This is a genomic window from Streptomyces sp. 8N616, from assembly GCF_052246385.1.
Classification (GTDB): domain Bacteria; phylum Actinomycetota; class Actinomycetes; order Streptomycetales; family Streptomycetaceae; genus Streptomyces.
Genome location: NZ_JBQQBY010000014.1, coordinates 166,026 through 187,143, shown reverse-complemented (window position 1 = coordinate 187,143; position 21,118 = coordinate 166,026). Strand labels below are relative to the sequence as shown.

Below are 21,118 nucleotides of genomic sequence, written 5' to 3'. Positions count from 1 at the left end.
GCGATGGGGGTGCCCCCATCGCCCCGCGGAACGCATGCCCACAACGCGTTTGGCCGGGCGGCGGGCGGCTACTCAACCGGGGTGAGTGAGCAGCGCACCATCCGCGTCGGCCGACGAACCCTCCCCCTCCACCGCCCCGACAAGGTCCTCTTCCCCGACGACGGATTCACCAAGGCCGACCTCGCCGAGCACTACCGCGCCGCATCCCGGCGCATGCTCCCCCACCTCCGCCACCGCCCCCTGATGATGGTCAGGCACCCGGACGGCATCGGAAACCAGGGACTGGTCCAGAAGAACATCCCGGACTACTTCCCCGACTGGATCCACCGCGCCGAGGTCCCCAAGGAAGGCGGCACCGTCACCCACGTCGTATGCGACGACGCGGCCACCCTCGTCTACCTCGCCGACCAGGCGTGCGTCACCCCGCACCGCTGGCTCGCGCGCGCCGACGCACCCGACCACCCCGACCGCCTCGTCTTCGACCTCGACCCTTCCGAAGGCACGGACTTCGAGGACGTACGGTGGGCCGCCCGCCGGGTGTGCGGGCTGCTGGACGAACTCGGGCTGCCCGTCCAGCTGATGACGACCGGCTCGAGCGGTGTGCACGCCGTGGTCCCGCTGGACCGCAAGTCCCCGTTCGACGACGTACGGGACTTCGCCATGCGCGCGGCCCGCCTGCTGGCCGACCGCCACCCGGACCGGCTCACCACCGAGCAGCGCAAGGCCGACCGCAAGGGCCGGGTCTACCTGGACGTCCAGCGCAACGCGTACGCGCAGACGGCGGTGGTCCCGTATGCCGTACGGGCTCTGCCGGGCGCCCCGGTCGCCATGCCCTTCGCCCGCGAGGAGCTGGACGACCCGGAGCTCACCGCGCGCCGCTGGACGATGACCACGGCGGGTGAGCGGCTGTCCGCGGACCCGTGGTCCCCGGCGCCCCGCGGCCGCTCGCTGCGCACCGCCGAGCGCCGTCTGTCCGGAATGCAGTAGCCGAAGCGGCAGTGGTGGCCGAGCCGGTCACGGGCGCGGCGACCGGCTACCGACGGTAGCCGGATCTCCTGGCAGGGTGGCCGGGAGTGATCCCTGGACGGGTTTTGCACGGGTAGGGTCCCACTTTTGATCTACCCGTAATCCCGTCATTCCAGGAGTGGTTGATGCCACGTCATCACATCAGGGTCCAAGCCGCGGCGGTCGTCGCGTCCGCCGTCCTCATGGCCGCCGCACCCGCCGCCTACGCGGCCGCGACCACGCACGCGCCGAATTCGCGGGCGGGCCACGCCGCGGCGAAGGCCCCGCAAAACCCCGGCAGCGAGGAGATACGGGCCCAGTTCGACCTGTGGCAGGCGGCCCTGGCCACGGGCGACCCCGAGCGCGTGGCGGACCGCTACGCGCCGGACGGTGTGCTGGTCCCGACCATGTCCAACCGGATCCGCACCGACCGCGCCGGAATCGTGGACTATTTCGAGCACTTTCTCGCACAGAAGCCCGAGGCCCGGATCACGCGCTCGGTCGTCAGCGTGCTCGACGGAAACAGCGCCGTGGACACGGGCACCTACCGCTTCACCCTGACCGAAGAGAACGGCTCCGAGCGCACGGTCGACGCCCGCTACACCTTCGTCTACGAGAAGAAGGCGGGCAACTGGCTGATCATCAACCACCACTCCTCGGCGATGCCCGAGGGATGAGAGGAAAGACAGCGCGGGAGACCCGTCTCACCGAGACGGGCCTCCCGTGCCCCCCGTGCCCCCCTGCCCCCGTGGTCCCGCGGCGCGAATCATCCGCGGCACGCGACCATCCGCTCAGACGCCGATGTCGCGGCCGTCCTCGCGCCAGACGCTGACGACCGACGGCCGGACGATCTTCCCCGCCCCGTCCGGCCAGGTCGAGGCCGGCTTCTCGACGCTCGCGCCGTCGACCTCGCCCGGGTGCTGCACGGCCACCAGCACCCGCCGGGCCTGGACGATCGGCCCGCAGGTCTCCGCGCCCTTCGGAACGGTGAGGAACTGCTTCACCTCGCCGCGCCGCTGCCCCGCCGTCGCGACGCCGAACAGCCCGTCGTGCGAGCCCAGCGCGTTCCCGTCCGTCGAGATCCACAGGTTGCCGTGCGGGTCGAACGTGACGTTGTCCGGGCAGGAGATCGGGCTGACCTGGTCCTTCGGGAAGCCCGCGAAGTACGTGCCCGGGTCGTTCGGGTCACCGGCGACCAGGAAGAGACGCCAGGCGAAGCGGTCCGAGGTGGGATCGTCCCCGTGCTCGGCCAGCTCCAGGATCTGGCCGTGCTTGTTGAGGTTGCGCGGGTTGGCCTCGTCCGCACCCGCCTTGCCGGGCTTTCCGCGGTCGGTGTTGTTGGTCAGCGCGACGTAGACGCGGCCGGTGCGCGGGCTGGGCTCGACGTCCTCGGGGCGGTCCATCTTCGTGGCGCCCACCTTGTCGGCGGCGAGCCGGGTGAAGACGTAGACCTCCTCGGCGGTCATGCCCTCGACGAAGGACTTGTCCCCGCCGGCCAGCGGGATCCACTCGCCGCTGCCGTCGAACTCGCCGTCCACCGGCAGCTTCCCGGTGCCGTCGATCTCGCTCGCCGGGCTGTCCCCGGTCAGCTTGGCGACGTAGAGCGTGCCCTCGTCGAGCAGCGTGAGGTTGTGCTCGCGCGCGGCCCGGCTCGTACCCTTGATCATCCGCTTCGACGAGACGAACTTGTAGAAGTAGTCGAAGCGCTCGTCGTCGCCCATGTAGACGACGGGCCGGCCGTCGGCGGTCAGCCGGGGCTGCGCGGCCTCGTGCTTGAAGCGGCCGAGCGCGGTGCGCTTGCGGGGCGTCGACTCCGGGTCGTACGGGTCGAGTTCGACGACCCAGCCGAAGCGGTGGGACTCGTTCGGCTCCTGCGCGGCGTCGAAGCGCTTGTCGAAACGCTCCCACTTGCGCTCGCTGGCGCCGGTGGAGAGGCCGTACCGCTTGTCGGTGGCGGAGCTGCCGTTGGCGAAGTACTGGTTGAAGTTCTCCTCGCCGTGCAGGGTCGTGCCCCACGGGGTGGTGCCGCCCGCACAGTTGTTGAGGGTGCCGAGGACCTTGGTGCCGGTCGGGTCGGCGGAGGTCTTCAGCAGGGCGCTGCCCGCGGCGGGGCCGGTGAGCCGGAACTCGCTGGTCGCGGTGAGGCGGCGGTTGAGGCGGTGCCGGGTGACGGCCGTGAGCTTTCCGCTCTCCCCGTCCCCCTGGACGACCACGACGGACAGGCCGTGCGCGGCCCAGGCGATCTCGGCCTGCTCGCGGGTGGGGTTCGCGGGGTCGTACCCCTTGAACATCAGGATCTCGTCCGTGTACTCGTGGTTGGCCACGAGCACCTGGCGGCCGGGCTCGCTCCGCAGCGGCAGCAGGCTGAGGAAGTCGTTGTTGTAGCCGAACTGTCCGGCCTGCGCCTTGGCCGACTGCTTGTCCGGGTCGAAGGCGGGCGCGCCGCGCAGAATCGGTTCGCCCCAGCGGATGACGACATTCTGGGCGTAGCCCTCGGGGACGGTGACGGCGTCGGTGGTGTTGGGCGCGACCGGGGGGAAGCGCAGCCCGCGCGCAGGCCTGCCGTACGAGGCGGAGCCCTGCTCGGCGGGCGCGGCCCCGGGGACGGCGGCCGCGGCCTGCGGGGCCTGGCCGACCGCGGTGGCACCGGTCGCGGCGGCCACCGTCACGACGGCACTGGCGCGCAGCACGTTGCGGCGCGAGAGGGCACCGGCTATGACATCGCCGACGTAGGCGTTGTCGCTGGTGTTGGGAACCTCGTGGAAGCAAGCGTCGCCGCAGCGGTAGCGGCAGGTCATCGCGGAACGTCCGCCCGGGTGCGAGCTGATCAGCGGCAGCAGTCTGCGCACGTCTTCCCCTCCGTATGAGCTCTGATGGGCACTCAACCGGCGCAGCCGGCGCCGACATGATGTCGGAATATGTCCGCGGCGACGCTATGGGCGTAGATGCGCCGGGCGGCGGACTCCAGGTGAACGAAGGATGAATCCCAGGCGGACTGCTTAAGTTTCAATTTTTGCAGGGGAGTTGGGGACGCTGGCGCCCGGAGTGCGCAGCGGGCTGCGGCGAGGCCCCTCGGCGGGTGGCGGCAGGCCACCCGCCGCAGCGGGCGACAGGCCACCGCCGCAAGGGGCGACAGGCCACCGCCGCGGGCGGCGACAGGCCCCGCTGCCTCCCGGACGCCCCGGAGGCGAGGCACTAGCATCCGGGCCCATGGCCGATGACTTGGTGGTCGATCTCCGCGGCCGCGACCTGGCGGACCTTGACGCCTTCTGGGACGCGGTCGCGGAGCCGTGCGGCCTGCCCGGTTGGTTCGGCCGGAACCTCGACGCCTGGTGGGACACGGTGGAGTCCCGCGGCGTGTCGCCCGTGATCGACGCGCACGACGTTCTGGTCGTACGGGCCGAGCCTACGGGCGTCTTCGCGCCGGGCAACGCGGACGGCGAGCGACTCGCCCGGCTATTTACGGAGGCCACGCGCGCCCGGCTGGAACTCTCTCAGTAGCCTTACGTGTCCGTGCCGGTAGGGGACGATTCCCGCACCTCGGACATTCATCGCACCGATACATGTGAAGGACCTCTCCCATGGGCATTCGGAGTCTGCTGCGGAATGTATTCGGCCGGTCGCGGGCGGACCGGGACGAACCGACCGTGCCGGAGGCACGCGTCGCCGAACCGGATGCGGTCGCATCCGGCCCGGCGGAAGAGCCCGCGCCGGCCGCTGCGCCGGTCCCGTCCCAGTCGGCCGCGGCCGACGCGGGGCGGAAGCCCGCGAAGGAGCCGGAGGCCGAGGCGAGGGCCGAGGCGGCGACGCTGCTCGCCGCCTTCGACGCGGCGGCGGCCAAGCCGGTCGCCCCGAAGCCGGACCCGGCGAAGAACACGGACGACACCGCGGCCGAACGGGACGCGGGCCGGACCTCGGCTTCCGAGCCGGAGCCGCGGCCGAAGTCGACGGACGAGTTCAGCGACGCCGGAGAGGCGCAGGGCCCGACCATCGCGGTCCCGGCGCAGGCGGCGTCCGACGAGCCGGAGCCCGAGGCCACGGACGATCGGCGACCGGAGGCGGCCGTCCCCGCTCAGGCCAAGGCGACCGAGGAGCCCTCGCCCACGACGGTCCCGGCCCAGGCGTCGGCGACGGAGCGGGACGCGACGGAGCGGGACGCGGACTCGTCGGACCCCGCGGCGGCCCCGGCCCTCGCCGGACCGGAGACCCCGGCAGTCCCGCCCCAGGCCGAATCGCTCCCGGAGGACCCCGCACCGGCGAGCACGGGCGAGATCCCGCAGCAGCCCGAGCACCTCTCGGACGAGGCGCCCGCGGCCGCTGCCGAGGACGCCGACGCGCCGATCCCCGAGATGATCGCCGAGCCCTCGAGCCGGCCCCGCACCACGGCTGACACGGAGCCGGCGACGGCCGGAGCGGGCGAACCCGCCGACGCAGAGCCCGCCATCGCGGCAGAGGCGCGCACGCCCACCGCCACCGAACCGGCAGCCACCGCGCCCGAAACCGCCCCCGCGCCCGAGCCACTGGCGGCCGCCCTGGCCGACGCAACCACCACCGCCCAGCCCGCCGCAGGCGAACCCGCGGCCGAGCCGCCGGCCGCCGCCCCGGCGGCCGAGGCCGCCACCACCCAGCCCGCCGCCGCGATGTCGCCGGCCGAGGTCGAGGCGGTTGCGCCCGGGCTCGTCGAGCTCCGCGAGGCCGCCGCCGGCGCCGTTGAGGCGCAGGGGATCGCCGGGGAGCGCGCCGTCGTGTATCTCGTGCTCGACCGGTCCGGGTCGATGCGGCGGTACTACAAGGACGGCACCGTCCAGCACCTCGCCGAGCAGGCGCTCGCACTCTCCGCGGCCCTCGGCGGCAGCGGCAAGGGCGACAGCGACGGCAACGACAACCCCAACGCCACCGTCCCCGTCGTCTTCTTCTCCACCGACGTCGACGGCACCGCCGACCTCGCCCTCGACGCGTACGAGGGCCGGATCGAGGCGCTGCACGCCGACCTCGGCCACATGGGCCGTACGAACTACCACCGCGCCATCGAAGCCGTCGTCGAGCACTACGAGAAGTCCGGCTCCACCGACCCCGCCTTCGTCATCTTCCAGACCGACGGCGCCCCCACCTCCAAGCCCGCCGCCGAGAAGGCCCTCTGCGAGGCGGCGAAGCTGCCCCTCTTCTGGCAGTTCGTCGGATTCGGTGACCCCGAGGCGAAGGGCTTCGACTTCCTCAGGAAGTTGGACGCCCTCACCGTCCCCGAGCGCCGCGCGGTTGACAACGCCGCCTTCTTCCACGCCGGCCTCGACCCGCTCCTGCTCGCCGACGACAAGCTGTACGCGCAGCTGACGGCCGAGTTCCCCGGGTGGCTGGCCCGCGCCCGGGAGGCCGGCATCATCGGCTGACCCGCGACAACCCCCGCGGCAGCCGCACCCACTACAGCAGGCCGCCGTACACAAGGGGCCGCCCGCGCGAGAAAAGGCCGCGCGGGCGGCCCCTTGCTGTCAAGTACGATATTGACAGCCTGTAGATCAAAAACTCACTCCGCGTAACGACTTGGGAGCAGCCGGCAATGGCTCGACACCTCATCACCAGCGCCCTTCCGTACATCAACGGGATCAAGCACCTGGGCAACATGGTGGGGTCCATGCTCCCGGCCGACGTCTACTCCCGCTACCTCCGCCAGCGGGGCCACGACGTGCTGTACATCTGCGCCACCGACGAGCACGGCACCCCGGCCGAGCTGGCCGCCAAGGAGGCCGGGCTCCCCGTCGACACGTACTGTGCCGAGCAGCACGACCTGCAGAAGGCGATCTACGACGGCTTCGAGCTGTCCTTCGACTACTTCGGCCGCAGCTCGTCCCCGGAGAACGTCGAGATCACCCAGCGCATCGCCCGCAGCCTCAAGGAGAACGGTTTCATCGAGGAGCGCTCCATCCGTCAGGTCTTCTCGATCGCGGACGACCGCTTCCTCCCGGACCGCTACATCGTGGGCACCTGCCCGCACTGCGGCTACGACAAGGCGCGCGGCGACCAGTGCGAGAACTGCACCCGCGTCCTCGACCCGACCGACCTGATCGACGCCCGCTCCGCCGTCAGCGGCAGCAGTGACCTCGAGGTCCGCGAGACCAAGCACCTCTTCCTCCTCCAGTCGAAGCTGCAGCGCGAGGTCGAGGACTGGCTGGACGGCAACGGCAGCAAGGAGTGGCCGACGCTGGCCTCCTCCATTGCCCACAAGTGGCTGACGGAGGGCCTCAACGACCGGGCGATCACCCGCGACCTGGAGTGGGGCGTGCCGGTCCCGGCGGACACCTGGCCGGAGCTCGCGGCCGAGGGCAAGGTCTTCTACGTCTGGTTCGACGCGCCCATCGAGTACATCGGCGCGACGAAGGAGTGGGCGGACGCCGACCCGGGCAGCCGCGACTGGAAATCGTGGTGGTACGGCGCCGACGACGTCCGCTACACGGAGTTCATGGCGAAGGACAACGTCCCGTTCCACACGGTGATGTTCCCGGCCATGCTGCTCGGCACCCGCGAGCCGTGGAAGAAGGTCGACTACGTCAAGGCCTTCAACTGGCTGAACTACTACGGCGGGAAGTTCTCCACCTCCCAGAAGCGCGGCATCTTCACGGACGCGGCGCTCGAACTGCTGCCGGCCGACTACTGGCGCTACTTCCTCATGGCGAACGCGCCGGAGTCGGACGACACCTCCTTCTCCTGGGAGCTGTTCTCGTCCGTGGTCAACAAGGACCTCGCGGACACTCTCGGCAACTTCGTCAACCGCGTGCTGTCCTTCTCGCGCAAGCGCTTCGGCGACACCGTCCCCGCGGGCAAGGAGGCGGGAGAGGCGGAGGCGCGGCTGGGCGAGGAGATCGCGCGGCTGCTGGCCGAGTACGAATCGCACATGGAGGCCCTCCAGTTCCGCAAGGCCGCGGCCGCGCTGCGCGCCCTGTGGAGCGCGGGTAACGCGTACCTGGAGGAGAAGGCCCCCTGGCTGGAGATCAAGACCGACCAGGAGGGCGCGGCGCTGACGCTGCGCACGGCGATGAACCTGATCCATCTTTACGCGGTGGTGTCCGAGCCGTTTATCCCGGCGTCCGCCAAGGCCATGCGGTCGGCGTTCCAGCTCGCGTCGGACGACGCGAGCTGGGTCACCGGCGAGCAGGCCCGCGCGCTGTCCTCCGTACCGGCCGGGACCGCTTTCACCGTGCCGCCCGTGCTCTTCGCGAAGATCACGGAGGAGGACCTGGAGTCCTACCGCGACCGCTTCGGCGCCGAGGGCGCGTAAGGGGTGTGGGCATTCGTTCCGCGGGGCGATGCCGCGGAACGAATGCCCACCACCGGGTCACTTGGTCGGCTTGTACGGCGTCGGCTTGGCCGGGCCCTTGTAGATGCTCAGGTGGAGCTCCTTCAGGCGGGCCTCGTCAACCTCGCTCGGCGCACCCATCAGCAGATCCTGCGCGTTCCCGTTGAGCGGGAAGGCGATCGTCTCCCGGATGTTCGGCTCGTCGGCCAGGAGCATGACGATGCGGTCCACGCCGGGAGCGATGCCGCCGTGCGGCGGGGCGCCGAAGTGGAAGGCGCGGAGCATGCCGCCGAACTCGCGCTCGACCTCCTCCTTCGCGTAACCGGCGATCCGGAACGCCTCGTACATGACCTCCGGCTCATGGTTCCGGATCGCGCCCGAGGACAGCTCGACGCCGTTGCAGACGATGTCGTACTGCCAGGCCAGAATGGACAGCGGGTCCTTGGTGCGGAGCGCCTCGAGGCCGCCCTGCGGCATGGAGAACGGGTTGTGCGAGAACTCGATCTCGCCGGTCTCCTCGTTCCGCTCGAACATCGGGAAGTCGACGATCCAGCAGAAGCGGAAGACGTTCTCCTCGAACTGCCCGGCCCGGCGCGCCGCCTCGACCCGGACCGCGCTCATGATCTTGGAGACCTCGTCGAACTCTCCCGCACCGAAGAAGACCGCCGTGCCCGGCTTGCCGCCGACCTCGGCGGCCAGCTTCTCGACGTCGGCCTCGGTGAGGAACTTGGCGATCGGCCCGGTGAGCTTGTTCTCCTCGCCGATACGAACCCACGCCAGACCCTGCGCGCCCTGCTGGACCGCGAACTCGCCCAGCTGGTCGAAGAACTTCCGCGGCTGGTCCGCCGTGTCCGGCACCGCGAGGGCCCGTACGTGCTTGCCCGCGAAGGCCTTGAAGCCGCTGTCCGCGAACACGTGCGAGACGTCGACGAGCTCGAGCTGCGCCCGCAGGTCGGGCTTGTCCGTGCCGTACTTCCGCATCGCCTCGCGGAACGGGACGCGCGGGAACGGCGAGGTGACGTGGCGGCCGTTGCCGAACTCCTCGAAGAGATCGGTCATGACCTTCTCGATGACCTGGAAGACGTCCTCCTGCTCGACGAAGCTCATCTCCACGTCGAGCTGGTAGAACTCGCCGGGCGAGCGGTCGGCGCGGGCGTCCTCGTCGCGGAAACAGGGCGCGATCTGGAAGTAGCGGTCGAAGCCCGCGATCATCAACAGCTGCTTGAACTGCTGCGGGGCCTGCGGCAGCGCGTAGAACTTGCCCGCGTGCAGCCGGGAGGGGACCAGGAAGTCGCGCGCGCCCTCGGGCGAGGTCGCGGACAGGATCGGGGTCGCCATCTCGTTGAAGCCGAGCGCGGTCATCTTCTGCCGGATGGCGGAGGTGACGGCGGTGCGCAGCATGATGTTGCGGTGCATGCGCTCGCGGCGCAGGTCGAGGAAGCGGTATTCGAGACGCCGCTCCTCGTTCACGCCGTCCTCGGGAAAGACGGTGAAGGGCAGCGGCTCTGCCGTGCCGAGCACCTCGACGTCGCCGACCTCGACCTCGATGTCGCCGGTCGGCAGCTCGGGGTTCACGTTCTCGGCGCCGCGGGCCAGGACCTTGCCGTCGACCCGGAGGACGGTCTCCTTGGGGAGGTGGCTGAGCTTCTCGTTGACCGGGCTGTCAGGACGTACGACGAGCTGGACCAGGCCGTAGTGGTCCCGGAGATCGATGAAGAGGATGCCGCCCAGGTTCCGCCTGTTGTGCAGCCAGCCGCTGAGCCGTACGTCGGCGTCGACGTCAGCGGCACGGAGCTCGCCGCAGGTGTGGGACCGGTACCGATGCATCGTTCATCCAAGTCGTCTGGTCGGGGTCGTGGGCCCTGGGGTGAGCGCTGGGCAGCACACGGCAGGGACTTGTGCAAGGGTACCGGCACGCCTCCGTCGCCCCGCCCACCGTCCGGTCGGCCGTCGCCCGCGGTCCCCCGGCGCGGAGGGGCCCCCGTCGAGGCGCCCGGGCGCCTCCTGCGCACCCCCCGGCGTCCGGCCGGTCGTCAAAGCCGGAGAAAGCACCATAATGTGGTGCAATGCGCACCGAGGATGTCCTGGCCTCCATCGCGACCGGCCTCTGGCGATGGGACAGCGCTTCGGGGGAAGTGACCCTGGATGCCGAGGCCGCCCGGCTGCTGGGCCTGCCCGCGGTGCCCGTCACCCTGACCGAATCCGCCGTACGCTCCCGCTTCCACCCCGTCGACTGGGTCGAGATCCAGGGCGTGATCAACCTGGCGGTCGCCGAGGGAACCCTCGCCGAGGCCCGGCTGCGGATCATGTCGGACGACGGCAAGGTCCTGCGGATCGTCCGCAGCCGCTCCCGCCAGTACCTGCGCGGCGACGACTACGAGATGACCGGCACGCTTCAGGAGGTCCCGGAGCCGCAGCCCGGCACCGCCGCGGCCGTGCACAGCCGGGTCACCGGCGACTGGCGGCGCTCCCGCGAGGCCTTCCTGCTCGACGCGGGCCGGGCACTCGCCGAGGCCCGCTCCACCTCCGAGGTGCTGCGCGTGGCCGCCACGCTCTCGATGCCCGGCTTCTCGCCGGACGGGCTCGCCGTCTTCGGGGTCGAGGGCGACCGGCTGAAGATCATCGGGTACCACGGCTACCAGGACGGCGACGAAGGCCCCTTTCTCCACATGTCGCTGGACACCGAGTACCCGGCCGCGGAGGTCATACGGAACGGCCGCGCGATCTACCTCCCCAGCCCCGAGGACTACCAGAGCCGCTTCCCCTCCACCTGGCCGCTGGCCGCCCGCTTCCACCGCAAGTCCTGGGCCTTCCTGCCGCTGATCGTCGGCGGCCGCACCATGGGCGCGTGGATGGCCGCCTTCAGCTACCCCGTCGCCTTCACACCCGACGAGCGCTCGGTCCTCACCACGGTCGCCCGGATGCTCGCCCAGGCCCTCTCCCGCGCCAGCGTCCAGGAGTCCGAGCGCGAGCTGACCACCGGGCTGCAGCGCAGCATGATGCCCACCGTCCAGCCGAACATCCCCGGCATGACGGTGGCCGCGCGGTACGTACCGACCGGCGGCGGCCTCCAGGTCGGCGGCGACTGGTACGACATGATCCCGCTGCCGTCCGGCCGCATAGCCCTGGTCATCGGCGACGTCCAGGGGCACGACGTACGGGCGGCCGGTCTCATGGGCCAGCTGCGGATCGCCCTGCGCGCATACGCCGCCGAAGGCCACCACCCCGACGCGGTCCTCTCCCGCGCCTCGCGCTTCCTCGCCGGACTCGCCGAGCAGTGGCCCGACGGCGAGAGCGCGAGCGCGGGCGACCCCCGCTTCGCCACCTGCCTCTACATCGAGGTGGACCCGGAGACCGGCACCCTGGACATCGCGCGCGCAGGACACCCCGACATCGCCACCCGGATGAGCGACGGGACCATGCTGCTCCGGCCCACCGCGGGCGGGCTGCCGCTGGGCATCGACCCGGACAGCGACTACCCGACGACCCGGCTGGCGCTGGAGCCCGGCGAGCTGATGATGGTCTGCACTGACGGACTGATCGAGACCGGCGGCCACGACCTCGAGACCGGCTGGCAGCGGCTGCGCGAGACCGTCGAGAAGCACTCGGGCGACATGGAGTCGCTGGCCGACGCGCTGGTCCAGGCCGTGCACGGGCCGACCTCGCACCACATGACCGGGCCGCTCGCCGACCGCCGCGAGGACGACATCGCGCTGCTGCTGCTCCGCCGCAACGCGCCCGCCGGCGGCTGTCACCCCGCCGAGGGCAAGGCGCCGCGGCCGATCCGCCGTACGGTCCTGTCCGTCCCGCAGGCGGCGCCCGAGCAGGTCGCGCTCGTACGGCAGCAGCTGCGGGAACTGCTGCACGACTGGGCCGACGACGAGCAGATCGACTCGGCCGTCCTGATGATCTCCGAGATGGCGAGCAACGTACTGCTGCACACCGACGGAGACGCACTGATCATCGCCGAGCTCGTCGGCGCGCGCGGCGCGCGGCGGCTGCGCGTCGATGTCGCCGACGCCAGCGACGAGCTGCCGCACCGGCGCAGCCCCGGCGAGATGGCCTCCTCCGGGCGCGGTCTCGTGCTGATGGAGATGCTCGCCGAAGCGTGGGGCGTGGACCCGCGGGGCGAGGGCAAGTGCATCTGGTTCGAGCTCTACGAGTCGGGGCCGGTGTCGGGTCCGGATGCCGGTCCGGAGTCGGGTCCGGGTCCCGGGGGCGGGGAACTCGAGGGGGAGGAACCGGCCGCGTAACGGGCCCGGAGCTCGGAGATCACCCCGAAGGCAGCCGCGGACAGCGGCACCGCGAGCAGCATCCCGAGGACCCCCGCGATGCTCGCACCCGCCGTGATCGCGATCATCACCATCGCCGGGTGCATCCGGACCACCCGGCTCTGGATCATCGGCTGCAGCACGTGCCCCTCGAGCACCTGCACCGCGAGCACCACGCCCAGCACCCACAGCGCGACCGCGAAGCCGCGGTCGGCCAGCGCCACCAGGATGGCGGCCGTGCCGGAGATGAACGCGCCGAGGTACGGGATGTACGCGCCGACGAACACCAGCGCCCCGAGCCCGACGGCGCCCGGAACCCGCAGGATCAGCAGCCCGACGGTGATGAAGATCGCGTCGATGAGCGCGATGAACGTCGTCCCGCGCATGAACCCCTCGACCGCACGGAACGCCCGCCGCGCCATGGCCTCCAGCTGCGGACCGCCGCCGCGCGGCGCGACCCCGTGCAGCATCGCGGCCGCGCGGTGCCCGTCGCGCAGGAAGAAGAAGGTGAGGAAGAGCGCGAGTACGGCGTCGGCGATCAGGTGCCCGACGACGCTGACGCCGGTGATCAGCCCGGACGCCGCCGTGCCGCCGAACCTGCCGATCAGGTCCTTGGCGTTGGAGGCGAGGTCGTCGAGCGAGGTGCCCGCGGCGCCGAAGTGGTCCGCGACGCCCTTGGCCGCGTCCCTGAGCGACGCGATGATCTGGTCGCCGCTGTCGGCCAGCGCGCCGACCACGATGTAGACGGCGCCGCCGACGACCGCGATCAGCGCCACGCAGGTGAGGCCGGCGGCCAGCGAGCGGTTGAGCCTCAGCGTGAGCAGCCTGCGGTTGAGCGGTCCGAGGAGCGCGGTGCCGAGCATGGCCAGCAGGATGGGGGTGACGGCGGCCTCGAGTTCCACGCAGAGCCAGATGGTCGCGGCGGCGACACCGGCGACGAGCAGGGCGACGCCGCACCAGGCCGCCGTGCGGCGCGCCCCGCGCGGCAACAGCGGCGGCTCGCGATCGCTCACGGCCCCAGCGCACCAGCCGACTGGGGGCCGCGCCCCCCGGACAGGGCCACCCGGGTGTGGGCAGTCGTTCCGCGGGGGCGATGGGGGGTGCCCCCCATGCCGTTCAGGCTATGGGGGAGGGTGGGCACACCCGGCCACCGGGCCGCACCCGGTCACGATGCGCCAGCCCCCCGCCGGGGCGCCCCCGTTTCGTACGCGTCCACCGGCCGGTGGCCGGTTGGACTGCGCCCGGCCCCGGGCCAGGCGCTAGGAGTGGGTCGGGATGACGCCCAGGCGGCCCGCCTGGAAGTCCTCGAAGGCCTGCGCCAGTTCGGCATGCGTGTTCATGACGAACGGCCCGTACTGCATCATCGGCTCACGTATCGGCAGGCCACCCAGCAGCACCACCTCAAGGTTCGGGCTCCGCGACTCCTGCGACTCGTCCGCCCGCACCGTCAGCGACTCGCCGTGCCCGAAGACGACCGCCTGCCCCGTGCGGAAGGGCCGCCCCTCCGCGCCCGCACCGCCGGCACCGGCCGTACCGCGCCCGGCCAGCCCGTACGCCAGCGCGTTGAACTCCGCCCGCCACGGCAGCGTCAGCTCCGCGCCCGGGCTGACCGAGGCGTGGATCATCGTGATCGGCGTGTGCGTCGAACCGGGCCCGCTGTGGCCCTCGATGTCACCGGCGATCAGCCGCAGCAGCGCCCCGCCGTCCGACGACGCCAGCAGCTTGACCTGACCACCGGCGATGTCCTGGTACTTCGGCGGGATCATCTTGTCCTTGCGCGGCAGGTTCACCCACAGCTGCAGCCCGTGGAAGAGGCCGCCGCTCACGACGAGCGACTCCGGCGGGGCCTCGATGTGCAACAGCCCGGACCCGGCCGTCATCCACTGTGTGTCGCCGCCGTTGATGACTCCGCCGCCGCCGTGCGAGTCCTGGTGCACGAAGGTGCCGTCGATCAGATACGTGACGGTCTCGAAGCCGCGGTGCGGGTGCCACGGGGTTCCCTTCGGCTCCCCGGGCGCGTACTCCACCTCGCCCATCTGGTCCATCATGATGAACGGGTCGAGGTAGCGGTAGTCGATGCCGGCGAAGGCCCGGCGCACCGGGAAGCCCTCGCCCTCGAGACCGCTCGGCGCCGTGGCGACGGCGAGCACGGCACGCGGCTCGGACCCGGCCGGGGCGGTGACGCGCGGCAGGGTCAGCGGGTTCTCGACAGTCACTGCGGGCATGGCCGCCTCCTGGCCTCTCGCGAGTAATTTAGTTGAACGCTTAACGTCCACGCAAGGCGCCGTATTCCCCAGGCATGTTCGCGGGCATGAGTAAGCCCCCACCGCCATGGCGGTGGGGGCTTACTCGACCAGCCCGGGGCGGGCTGCTAGCCATACATGCGCCGCATCGCGAAGTCGACCATCTGCTCCACGGCCTTCGCATCGAAGACCATCCGGTGCTCGCCCTCCATGTCGAGCACGAACCCGTACCCGGTCGGCAGCAGGTCCAGCACCTCGGCGCCCGTGATCACGAAGTACTTCGACTCCTTGCCCGCGTAGCGCCGCAGCTCCTTCAGCGAGGTGAACATCGGGATCACCGGCTGCTGGGTGTTGTGCAGCGCCAGAAAGCCCGGGCCCTCGCCCCGCGGGCAGTAGACCTTCGACGTCGAGAAGATCTGCTGGAAGTCCTCCGCCGACATCGAGCCGGTGGTGAACGCCCGCACCGCGTCGGCGAGCGACGGCGGCGAGGGCTCCGGGTAGAGCGGCTGCTCACCGTAGCCGCCGGGCGCCTGATGCTGCTGCGGGGGCGGCGGCGCGGCGTACTGCTGACCCGCGCCCGCGGTCTGGTCGTAGCCGTACATGTCCGCAAGAGTACTGAGTGAACCTCTCCGAGTGAGCCGGAGCTTCTGTCTTCCCGAGATCCTCAGGCGGCACGGGCACACGCCCTGCCGGCATCCGGCGAGGTGGCGGCACCGCCGTCAGAGTCCACGACGTCCCCCTGGCGGCGGGTGACAGCAACGCCTGGACCTGCGGATTCACCGGTCCAGGGGGCCCGGTTCCGGGCACTACTCCGTGCTTCGCACCGACGGCTTCCACCGGCGCGGGCCTGCGCCTGCTGATGGAAGCCGTGGCGTGCCCGCTGGCCTGGTGACCAGCCGGGTTGGGCCCGTAGATACTTCACCCGGAAATCCGTTCCGGGTGGAACCGGGAACAGTTTTCCCGTCGTTGACGGCCAGAGTGTGGATATTCACCCCGCCCACCGCGTCCCGGTTCAACACCAGGTCACCGTTGCTGTTCGTGCAGACATACCGCCGTCCCCGCACCTTGCGCCGGCCGAGGCACCGCGGACAGGTCTGCGTAGCGGGCCATCAACTCACTCTCGCTGGGTACCTGCTGTCCAGTTTTGAGAGCGCCCACCCGAATCTGGTTCACGATGTCTTCGGCGACTTGGAGGTACTTGGGCACCGCCCTCCGCTGCGCGGGCTCGTTCCGTGCGAAACCGTGGTCCGCGGCGACGGGCGTGCGCTCGCCGTCCAGCGGGCCGGCAACGGCTTACACGGCGTACGCCGTACGCATCCCGGATGCCCGCCCGGACGGGACCACGCCCGTCCCCACCCACGACGGGAAGCGGTCCAGGAGGGCAGACTGACACCCACCCGAAGATTAGAGCCTCGTCACAGATGCCCCGATGGGGTTGATTCTTATTACCGGCCGGTAGCATCATCGTAGGCATCTGCTGGTTGCATATGAGGAACCCGCCTCCCTGATCCCTAACGGAGCCGTCGCCATGGGGCACTACAAGTCGAATCTCCGCGACATCGAGTTCAACCTCTTCGAGGTGCTCGGCCGCGACGCCGTCTACGGCACCGGCCCGTTCGAGGAGATGGATGTCGAGACCGCCAAGAGCGTTCTCTCCGAGATCGCCCGGCTCGCGGAGAACGAGCTGGCCGACTCCTTCACCGACGCCGACCGCAACCCGCCGGTCTTCGACCCCGACACCAACACCGCGCCTGTCCCCGACAGTTTCAAGAAGAGCTACCAGGCGTACATGGACGCCGAGTGGTGGCGTCTGGGCATCCCGGAGGCCATCGGCGGCACCGCCGCCCCGCGCTCGCTCCTCTGGGCCTTCGCCGAGACGATCCTCGGCTCGAACCCGGCCGTGTGGATGTACGCCTCGGGGCCGGCCTTCGCGGGTGTGCTCCACGACGAGGGCACCGAGGAGCAGCACGCGATAGCCCAGCGCATGGTCGAGCGGCAGTGGGGCTCCACCATGGTGCTGACCGAGCCGGACGCCGGCTCGGACGTCGGCGCCGGCCGTACCAAGGCCGTGCAGCAGGAGGACGGCTCCTGGCACATCGAGGGCGTGAAGCGCTTCATCACCTCCGGTGAGCACGACATGTCCGAGAACATCATTCACTTCGTGCTCGCGCGCCCCGAGGGCCACGGCCCCGGCACCAAGGGCCTCTCCCTCTTCATCGTGCCGAAGTACGACTTCGACTGGGAGACCGGCGAGCTCGGCGAGCGCAACGGCGTCTACGCCACCAACGTCGAGCACAAGATGGGCCTCAAGGCCTCCAACACCTGCGAGATGACCTTCGGCGACCGCCACCCGGCCAAGGGCTGGCTGCTCGGCGAGAAGCACGACGGCATCCGCCAGATGTTCAAGATCATCGAGTTCGCGCGGATGATGGTCGGCACGAAGGCCATCGCCACCCTCTCGACCGGCTACCTGAACGCGCTGGAGTACGCCAAGGAGCGCGTGCAGGGCCCGGACCTGGCGAACTTCACCGACAAGACCGCGCCGCGCGTCACCATCACCCACCACCCCGACGTGCGCCGCTCGCTGATGACGCAGAAGGCGTACGCCGAGGGCATGCGCGCCCTCGTCCTCTACACCGCCTCCGTCCAGGACGAGATCCTGATCAAGGAGGCCGCGGGCGAGGACGCCTCCGCCGCGAACCGCCTCAATGACCTGCTCCTGCCGATCGTGAAGGGCTACGGCTCCGAGAAGTCGTACGAGCAGCTGGCCCAGTCGCTGCAGACCTTCGGCGGCTCCGGCTACCTGCAGGAGTACCCGATCGAGCAGTACATCCGGGACGCCAAGATCGACACCCTCTACGAGGGCACCACCGCCATCCAGGGCCAGGACTTCTTCTTCCGGAAGATCGTCCGCGACCAGGGCCAGGCGCTGACCACCCTGTCGGAGGAGATCAAGAAGTTCCTGGCCGACGCCACCGGCGGCGAGGACCTGGCCGGGGCCCGCGACGAGCTGGCCAAGGCCGCGGTGGACCTGGAGGCGATCGTCGGCGCGATGCTGACCGACCTCGCGGCCACCGAGAAGGACGTCAAGTCCATCTACAAGGTGGGGCTCAACACCACCCGCCTGCTGCAGGCCTCCGGCGACGTCGTGATCGGCTACCTGCTGCTCAAGGGCGCCGCGATCGCGGGCGAGAAGCTCACTTCCGCCTCGGCCAAGGACAAGGCGTTCTACGAGGGCAAGATCGCCGCGGCGAAGTTCTTCGCGCACAACGTCCTGCCGGGCGTCTCCGTGCAGCGGGGCCTGGCCGAGACCATCGACCAGTCCCTGATGGAGCTGGACGAGGCCGCGTTCTAGAGCGAAAAGCCGCTGAACTCGGCGCGCACGCCGCGCCGCCCGCTTCGGGGCCCCTGTCGGTCGGGCAGGGGCCCCGAGGCGTTTTTTCGGCTCCTACTCCTGGGCACAGAGGCAGCCCCGCCCGCGGAGCGCGAGAAGGGAGCCGCGCGTGGCTGAGCTCACCGCGCACATGAAGGCGTACTCCGCTATGCCGCGGCGGTGGACGACCGGAGGGCCGGGTACGCGGCCCGGCTGCTCTTCCACGAGGACCGGCCGGCGGGACGTACGGCCGCTGCCGGCCTGGTGGCTGCGCCGGGCCCGACAGCACCTCGGCGGCGAGCCCGAGTGAGCCGAGCACTGCTACCTCGCCTGGACGGAGGCGGAGGAGGGGGCGGTCGGCGACTGGGTGCGCGGCTACCCCGCCGCCCTCCGGCCGCACTCCGCGGAGGGCGGCTACGTCAACTTCATGGACCACGACGACCGGGACCGCGTCCGCGTCAACTACCGCCGGAACTACGACCGCCTGCCGAGGTCGAGCGCCGCTACAACCCCGGCAACCTCTTCCGCCTGAACCACAACATCGCGCCGCGACAGGCCGCCCGGCGGGGCGTCCGGGCAGCGGCGCGGGTCAGGGCGTGGACTACGGCGTGGACTACGGCGTGACGGTGAACTCCTTCATGATCGCCTGCGCCAGGGCCTGGTCGCCCTCGACCTTCACCCGCTCCGTCAGCGCCTCCCGCCTGCCGCGCCCACAGGCCAGCAGCACGTACGCCTCCCAGTCCAGGGTCAGCGTCACCGCCGGGCCCAGCGACGGGCTGCCGTTGACCGACCCCTTCCCCTCGGCGTCCACCCGGACCGTGCGCATGAACTCCAGCGGGCCGTGCACATCGAAGACCACCGCCGAATTCGCGGGCGCGGCCGCGTCCTTGGCGACGACCTCCGGCAGGGCTTCCACCAGGTAGTCGCGGGTGACCAGCGCCCCCGGCGAGTCGAGGTTGCCCGGCTTGCCCAGCGCGCGGCGCAGGTCCTGCTCATGGACCCAGACGTCGAACGCCCGCCACTGCAGGGCCTCTTCGAGGGTCTGCTCGACACCGAGCGGCCCGCGGACCTTCGTACCGGGGTCGCGCGTCTCGTTCCGCAGCTGCCGCGAGCGGCGGATGATCGTGTACTCCAGTTCCGAGGTCATCTCCGGTGCCGTGTGGCACCGCCGTACGTCGACGGGGACCTCCATGTAGCGCTTCTGCTCGTTCGTCACGTGGTAGAGGTCGCGGGGCAGGGTGTGGATCGGGCGCGGATCGCCGAGCATTTCGCAGTCGACGCCGATGACATGGGAGACCACGTCGCGCACCGACCAGCCGGGGCAGTCGGTGGCGTGGTTCCACTCGCCCTCGACGAGCGGTGAAACCAGCTCGGATATCGCCTCGATGGAGTGAGTCCAGGCGTCGATGTAGGGCTGCAGACTTGGATGGACGGTCACGGGACCCCTCGGGCGGTTGGACGCGGGCTGGGTGCTCGAGCCTCTGCTCTGGCAGTTAAGTTACGCTGCGCACGGGCACCCCGGCAGTGCTTTCGGGACTGAATCGTAGGCCCCGTTGCTGGGCGAATCGAACACTCGAATGTCGAGGGTGGTGGTAGTGTGCGCGCCTCGTTGCTCCAGATCGACGTGAACCCCCATGAGTCGGTCGGATCGCGCCGCGAACGCGTGGCCGGGCTCGTCCGCGAGCAGGCCGGTGCCGACCTCGTCGTCCTGCCCGAGCTGTGGCCGGTTGGGGCCTTCGCGTACGAGGACTTCGACGCGTACGCCGAGCCCGCCGAGGACGGCCCGACGGCCCGGGCGATGGGGGCCGCGGCGGCCGCGGCGCGGGTCTGGCTGCACGCGGGTTCCGTCGTCGAGCGGGCCGGAGACGGCACCCTCTACAACACCTCCCTGGTCTTCGGCCCCGACGGCGCGCTGCGCCGCACCTACCGCAAGATCCACCGCTTCGGCTTCGACAAGGGCGAGGCCGTGATGATGGGCGGCGGGGACGAGATCGCGACCGTCGAACTCCCGGACGCGGTCGCGGGTCTGGCCACCTGCTACGACCTCCGCTTCCCCGAGATGTTCCGTCAGCTGACGGACGCGGGCGCCACGCTCCTCGTCGTACCGGCCGGGTGGCCCGCCCGCCGCCGCGCGCACTGGACCCTGCTGGCCCGCGCCCGCGCCGTAGAGAACCAGGCCTATGTGCTCGCCTGCTGCTCGGCCGGCACCCACGGCGGGGTCGAGCAGGCCGGGCACAGCCAGGTCGTCGACCCGTGGGGTGAGGTGCTGGCCGAGGCGGGCGAGGCGGAACAGGTGCTGAGCGTCGAGCTGGATCCGGCGAAGGTGGCAGAGACCCGTGAGCAGTTCCCGGTCCTGCGCGACCGCGTCCTGGGCCTGCCGGAGCCGCTCCGCGGCCGGCACTAGTCGTCCCCTCTAGTCGTCCCCAAGTCGTCCCCGACCACGCCTCGCTCGCGTTCCGCGAGCCGGATCACGCACACCGCGACGGCGATGATCAGCGCCGCGTCCGCGTCCTCCCGCAGGACGTTCACGGCGTATGTGTCCCGCACCCGGAACCACTGCCGGGAGATATGGGCCAGCAGCTCGTCCTCGTACTCGACGGTGAACTCCCGGTCGAGGATCCTGCCGCTCACGTCGAGTTCGGTGCCGTCCACGAGCTCGACGCGGTAGTGGTTCCTGAGCAGCGAGAGGCGCTTCTTCCGGATCACGGCGAGCCTGCCGTCCTCGCGCTCGATCTGCATCGCGTCGCGCAGGCTGAGCATCTTCTTCCGGATGGTGACGAGCACGCGCCCCTGCGGGTCCTTCAGCTCGAAGGTCTCGCGCAGCCGCAGCGCCTTCCCGTCGACGAGGAAGGCCTTGCGGCCCTGCTCGTCCTCGATCCAGTAGTCCTCGCCGATCCCGAAGATCCGATCCCGCACCAGGTATTTCATGGGTGGGGTG

At 70.9% G+C, this 21,118-nt stretch carries 17 protein-coding genes; 10 read left to right on the top strand and 7 right to left on the bottom strand.

Annotated features, from left to right (window positions below):
- Positions 1-81: 81 nt before the first annotated feature.
- Positions 82-987, top strand: coding sequence for a non-homologous end-joining DNA ligase (ligD, locus tag ACTWQC_RS15425; protein ID WP_443316233.1), 906 nt, complete (start codon positions 82-84; stop codon positions 985-987).
- A 164-nt stretch (positions 988-1,151) separates the two neighbouring features.
- Positions 1,152-1,682, top strand: coding sequence for an SgcJ/EcaC family oxidoreductase (locus ACTWQC_RS15420; protein ID WP_443316232.1), 531 nt, complete (start codon positions 1,152-1,154; stop codon positions 1,680-1,682).
- 114 nt (positions 1,683-1,796) lie between these two features.
- Here the strand turns inward: ACTWQC_RS15420 and ACTWQC_RS15415 are convergent, their stop codons facing one another.
- The gene (locus ACTWQC_RS15415) at positions 1,797-3,854 is read right to left on the bottom strand and encodes a PhoX family protein (protein ID WP_443316231.1); all 2,058 of its coding nucleotides are present in this window, start codon (positions 3,852-3,854) and stop codon (positions 1,797-1,799) included.
- 361 nt (positions 3,855-4,215) lie between these two features.
- On the opposite strand from ACTWQC_RS15415, the gene ACTWQC_RS15410 reads away from it, so the two are divergent.
- The 3 genes from ACTWQC_RS15410 to metG all read left to right on the top strand — a co-directional run bounded on the left by ACTWQC_RS15410 (position 4,216) and on the right by metG (position 8,275).
- A complete protein-coding gene (locus tag ACTWQC_RS15410; protein WP_443316230.1) occupies positions 4,216-4,506 on the top strand; it encodes a barstar family protein in 291 nt (96 codons plus the stop codon).
- Positions 4,507-4,586: 80 nt separating this feature from the next.
- Positions 4,587-6,392, top strand: a complete 1,806-nt coding sequence (locus ACTWQC_RS15405; RefSeq protein WP_443316229.1) for a VWA domain-containing protein — start codon at positions 4,587-4,589, stop codon at positions 6,390-6,392.
- 167 nt (positions 6,393-6,559) lie between these two features.
- Positions 6,560-8,275 carry a methionine--tRNA ligase gene (gene metG / locus ACTWQC_RS15400; protein ID WP_443316228.1) on the top strand — a complete coding sequence of 572 codons (1,716 nt, stop codon included), beginning with the start codon at positions 6,560-6,562 and terminating at the stop codon, positions 8,273-8,275.
- A 57-nt stretch (positions 8,276-8,332) separates the two neighbouring features.
- Here metG and aspS read toward each other — a convergent pair whose 3' ends face one another.
- Positions 8,333-10,120 carry an aspartate--tRNA ligase gene (aspS, locus tag ACTWQC_RS15395; protein WP_443316227.1) on the bottom strand — a complete coding sequence of 596 codons (1,788 nt, stop codon included), beginning with the start codon at positions 10,118-10,120 and terminating at the stop codon, positions 8,333-8,335.
- Between the two features lie 239 nt (positions 10,121-10,359).
- On the opposite strand from aspS, the gene ACTWQC_RS15390 reads away from it, so the two are divergent.
- Complete coding sequence (locus ACTWQC_RS15390) at positions 10,360-12,546, top strand: ATP-binding SpoIIE family protein phosphatase (protein ID WP_443316226.1); 2,187 nt, start codon at positions 10,360-10,362, stop codon at positions 12,544-12,546.
- On the opposite strand, the gene ACTWQC_RS15385 is transcribed toward ACTWQC_RS15390, so the two are convergent.
- The 3 genes from ACTWQC_RS15385 to ACTWQC_RS15375 all read right to left on the bottom strand — a co-directional run bounded on the left by ACTWQC_RS15385 (position 12,450) and on the right by ACTWQC_RS15375 (position 15,409).
- On the bottom strand, positions 12,450-13,577 hold the full coding sequence (locus ACTWQC_RS15385) for an AI-2E family transporter (RefSeq protein WP_443316225.1): 1,128 nt from the start codon (positions 13,575-13,577) through the stop codon (positions 12,450-12,452). The two genes, ACTWQC_RS15390 and ACTWQC_RS15385, sit on opposite strands and share 97 nt — an antisense overlap.
- Positions 13,578-13,823: 246 nt before the next feature.
- Positions 13,824-14,789: a pirin family protein gene (locus ACTWQC_RS15380; RefSeq protein ID WP_443316224.1), complete on the bottom strand. Its 966-nt coding sequence runs from the start codon at positions 14,787-14,789 to the stop codon at positions 13,824-13,826.
- A 146-nt stretch (positions 14,790-14,935) separates the two neighbouring features.
- Entirely contained in the window at positions 14,936-15,409 is a 474-nt protein-coding gene (locus ACTWQC_RS15375; protein ID WP_443316223.1) for an SseB family protein, read from the bottom strand.
- Positions 15,410-16,335: 926 nt separating this feature from the next.
- Between ACTWQC_RS15375 and ACTWQC_RS15370 the strand changes: the two genes are divergently transcribed.
- From ACTWQC_RS15370 to ACTWQC_RS15360, 3 genes are all read left to right on the top strand, one after another.
- Positions 16,336-18,162: an acyl-CoA dehydrogenase gene (locus tag ACTWQC_RS15370; RefSeq protein ID WP_443316222.1), complete on the top strand. Its 1,827-nt coding sequence runs from the start codon at positions 16,336-16,338 to the stop codon at positions 18,160-18,162.
- Positions 18,163-18,310: 148 nt separating this feature from the next.
- Positions 18,311-18,490, top strand: a complete 180-nt coding sequence (locus ACTWQC_RS15365) for a hypothetical protein (protein WP_443316221.1) — start codon at positions 18,311-18,313, stop codon at positions 18,488-18,490.
- Positions 18,491-18,547: 57 nt separating this feature from the next.
- The gene (locus tag ACTWQC_RS15360) at positions 18,548-18,712 is read left to right on the top strand and encodes a hypothetical protein (RefSeq protein ID WP_443316220.1); all 165 of its coding nucleotides are present in this window, start codon (positions 18,548-18,550) and stop codon (positions 18,710-18,712) included.
- An 81-nt stretch (positions 18,713-18,793) separates the two neighbouring features.
- Here ACTWQC_RS15360 and ACTWQC_RS15355 read toward each other — a convergent pair whose 3' ends face one another.
- Entirely contained in the window at positions 18,794-19,618 is an 825-nt protein-coding gene (locus ACTWQC_RS15355) for a maleylpyruvate isomerase family mycothiol-dependent enzyme (protein WP_443316219.1), read from the bottom strand.
- Positions 19,619-19,777: 159 nt separating this feature from the next.
- On the opposite strand from ACTWQC_RS15355, the gene ACTWQC_RS15350 reads away from it, so the two are divergent.
- The gene (locus tag ACTWQC_RS15350) at positions 19,778-20,584 is read left to right on the top strand and encodes a carbon-nitrogen family hydrolase (RefSeq protein WP_443316218.1); all 807 of its coding nucleotides are present in this window, start codon (positions 19,778-19,780) and stop codon (positions 20,582-20,584) included.
- On the opposite strand, the gene ACTWQC_RS15345 is transcribed toward ACTWQC_RS15350, so the two are convergent.
- Positions 20,581-21,108 carry an LURP-one-related/scramblase family protein gene (locus ACTWQC_RS15345; protein WP_443316217.1) on the bottom strand — a complete coding sequence of 176 codons (528 nt, stop codon included), beginning with the start codon at positions 21,106-21,108 and terminating at the stop codon, positions 20,581-20,583. The two genes, ACTWQC_RS15350 and ACTWQC_RS15345, sit on opposite strands and share 4 nt — an antisense overlap.
- Between the last annotated feature and the right edge of the window lie 10 nt (positions 21,109-21,118).

What these genes read in the sequence shown, in the direction of transcription:
- ACTWQC_RS15380 (WP_443316224.1), bottom strand. Translation starts at nt 14,789, where the DNA reads ATGCCCGCAGTGACTGTCGAGAACCCGCTGACCCTGCCGCGCGTCACC.
- ACTWQC_RS15420 (WP_443316232.1), top strand. Translation starts at nt 1,152, where the DNA reads ATGCCACGTCATCACATCAGGGTCCAAGCCGCGGCGGTCGTCGCGTCC.
- metG (WP_443316228.1), top strand. Translation starts at nt 6,560, where the DNA reads ATGGCTCGACACCTCATCACCAGCGCCCTTCCGTACATCAACGGGATC.
- ACTWQC_RS15390 (WP_443316226.1), top strand. Translation starts at nt 10,360, where the DNA reads ATGCGCACCGAGGATGTCCTGGCCTCCATCGCGACCGGCCTCTGGCGA.
- ACTWQC_RS15405 (WP_443316229.1), top strand. Translation starts at nt 4,587, where the DNA reads ATGGGCATTCGGAGTCTGCTGCGGAATGTATTCGGCCGGTCGCGGGCG.
- ACTWQC_RS15375 (WP_443316223.1), bottom strand. Translation starts at nt 15,409, where the DNA reads ATGTACGGCTACGACCAGACCGCGGGCGCGGGTCAGCAGTACGCCGCG.
- ACTWQC_RS15370 (WP_443316222.1), top strand. Translation starts at nt 16,336, where the DNA reads ATGGGGCACTACAAGTCGAATCTCCGCGACATCGAGTTCAACCTCTTC.
- ACTWQC_RS15410 (WP_443316230.1), top strand. Translation starts at nt 4,216, where the DNA reads ATGGCCGATGACTTGGTGGTCGATCTCCGCGGCCGCGACCTGGCGGAC.
- aspS (WP_443316227.1), bottom strand. Translation starts at nt 10,120, where the DNA reads ATGCATCGGTACCGGTCCCACACCTGCGGCGAGCTCCGTGCCGCTGAC.
- ACTWQC_RS15345 (WP_443316217.1), bottom strand. Translation starts at nt 21,108, where the DNA reads ATGAAATACCTGGTGCGGGATCGGATCTTCGGGATCGGCGAGGACTAC.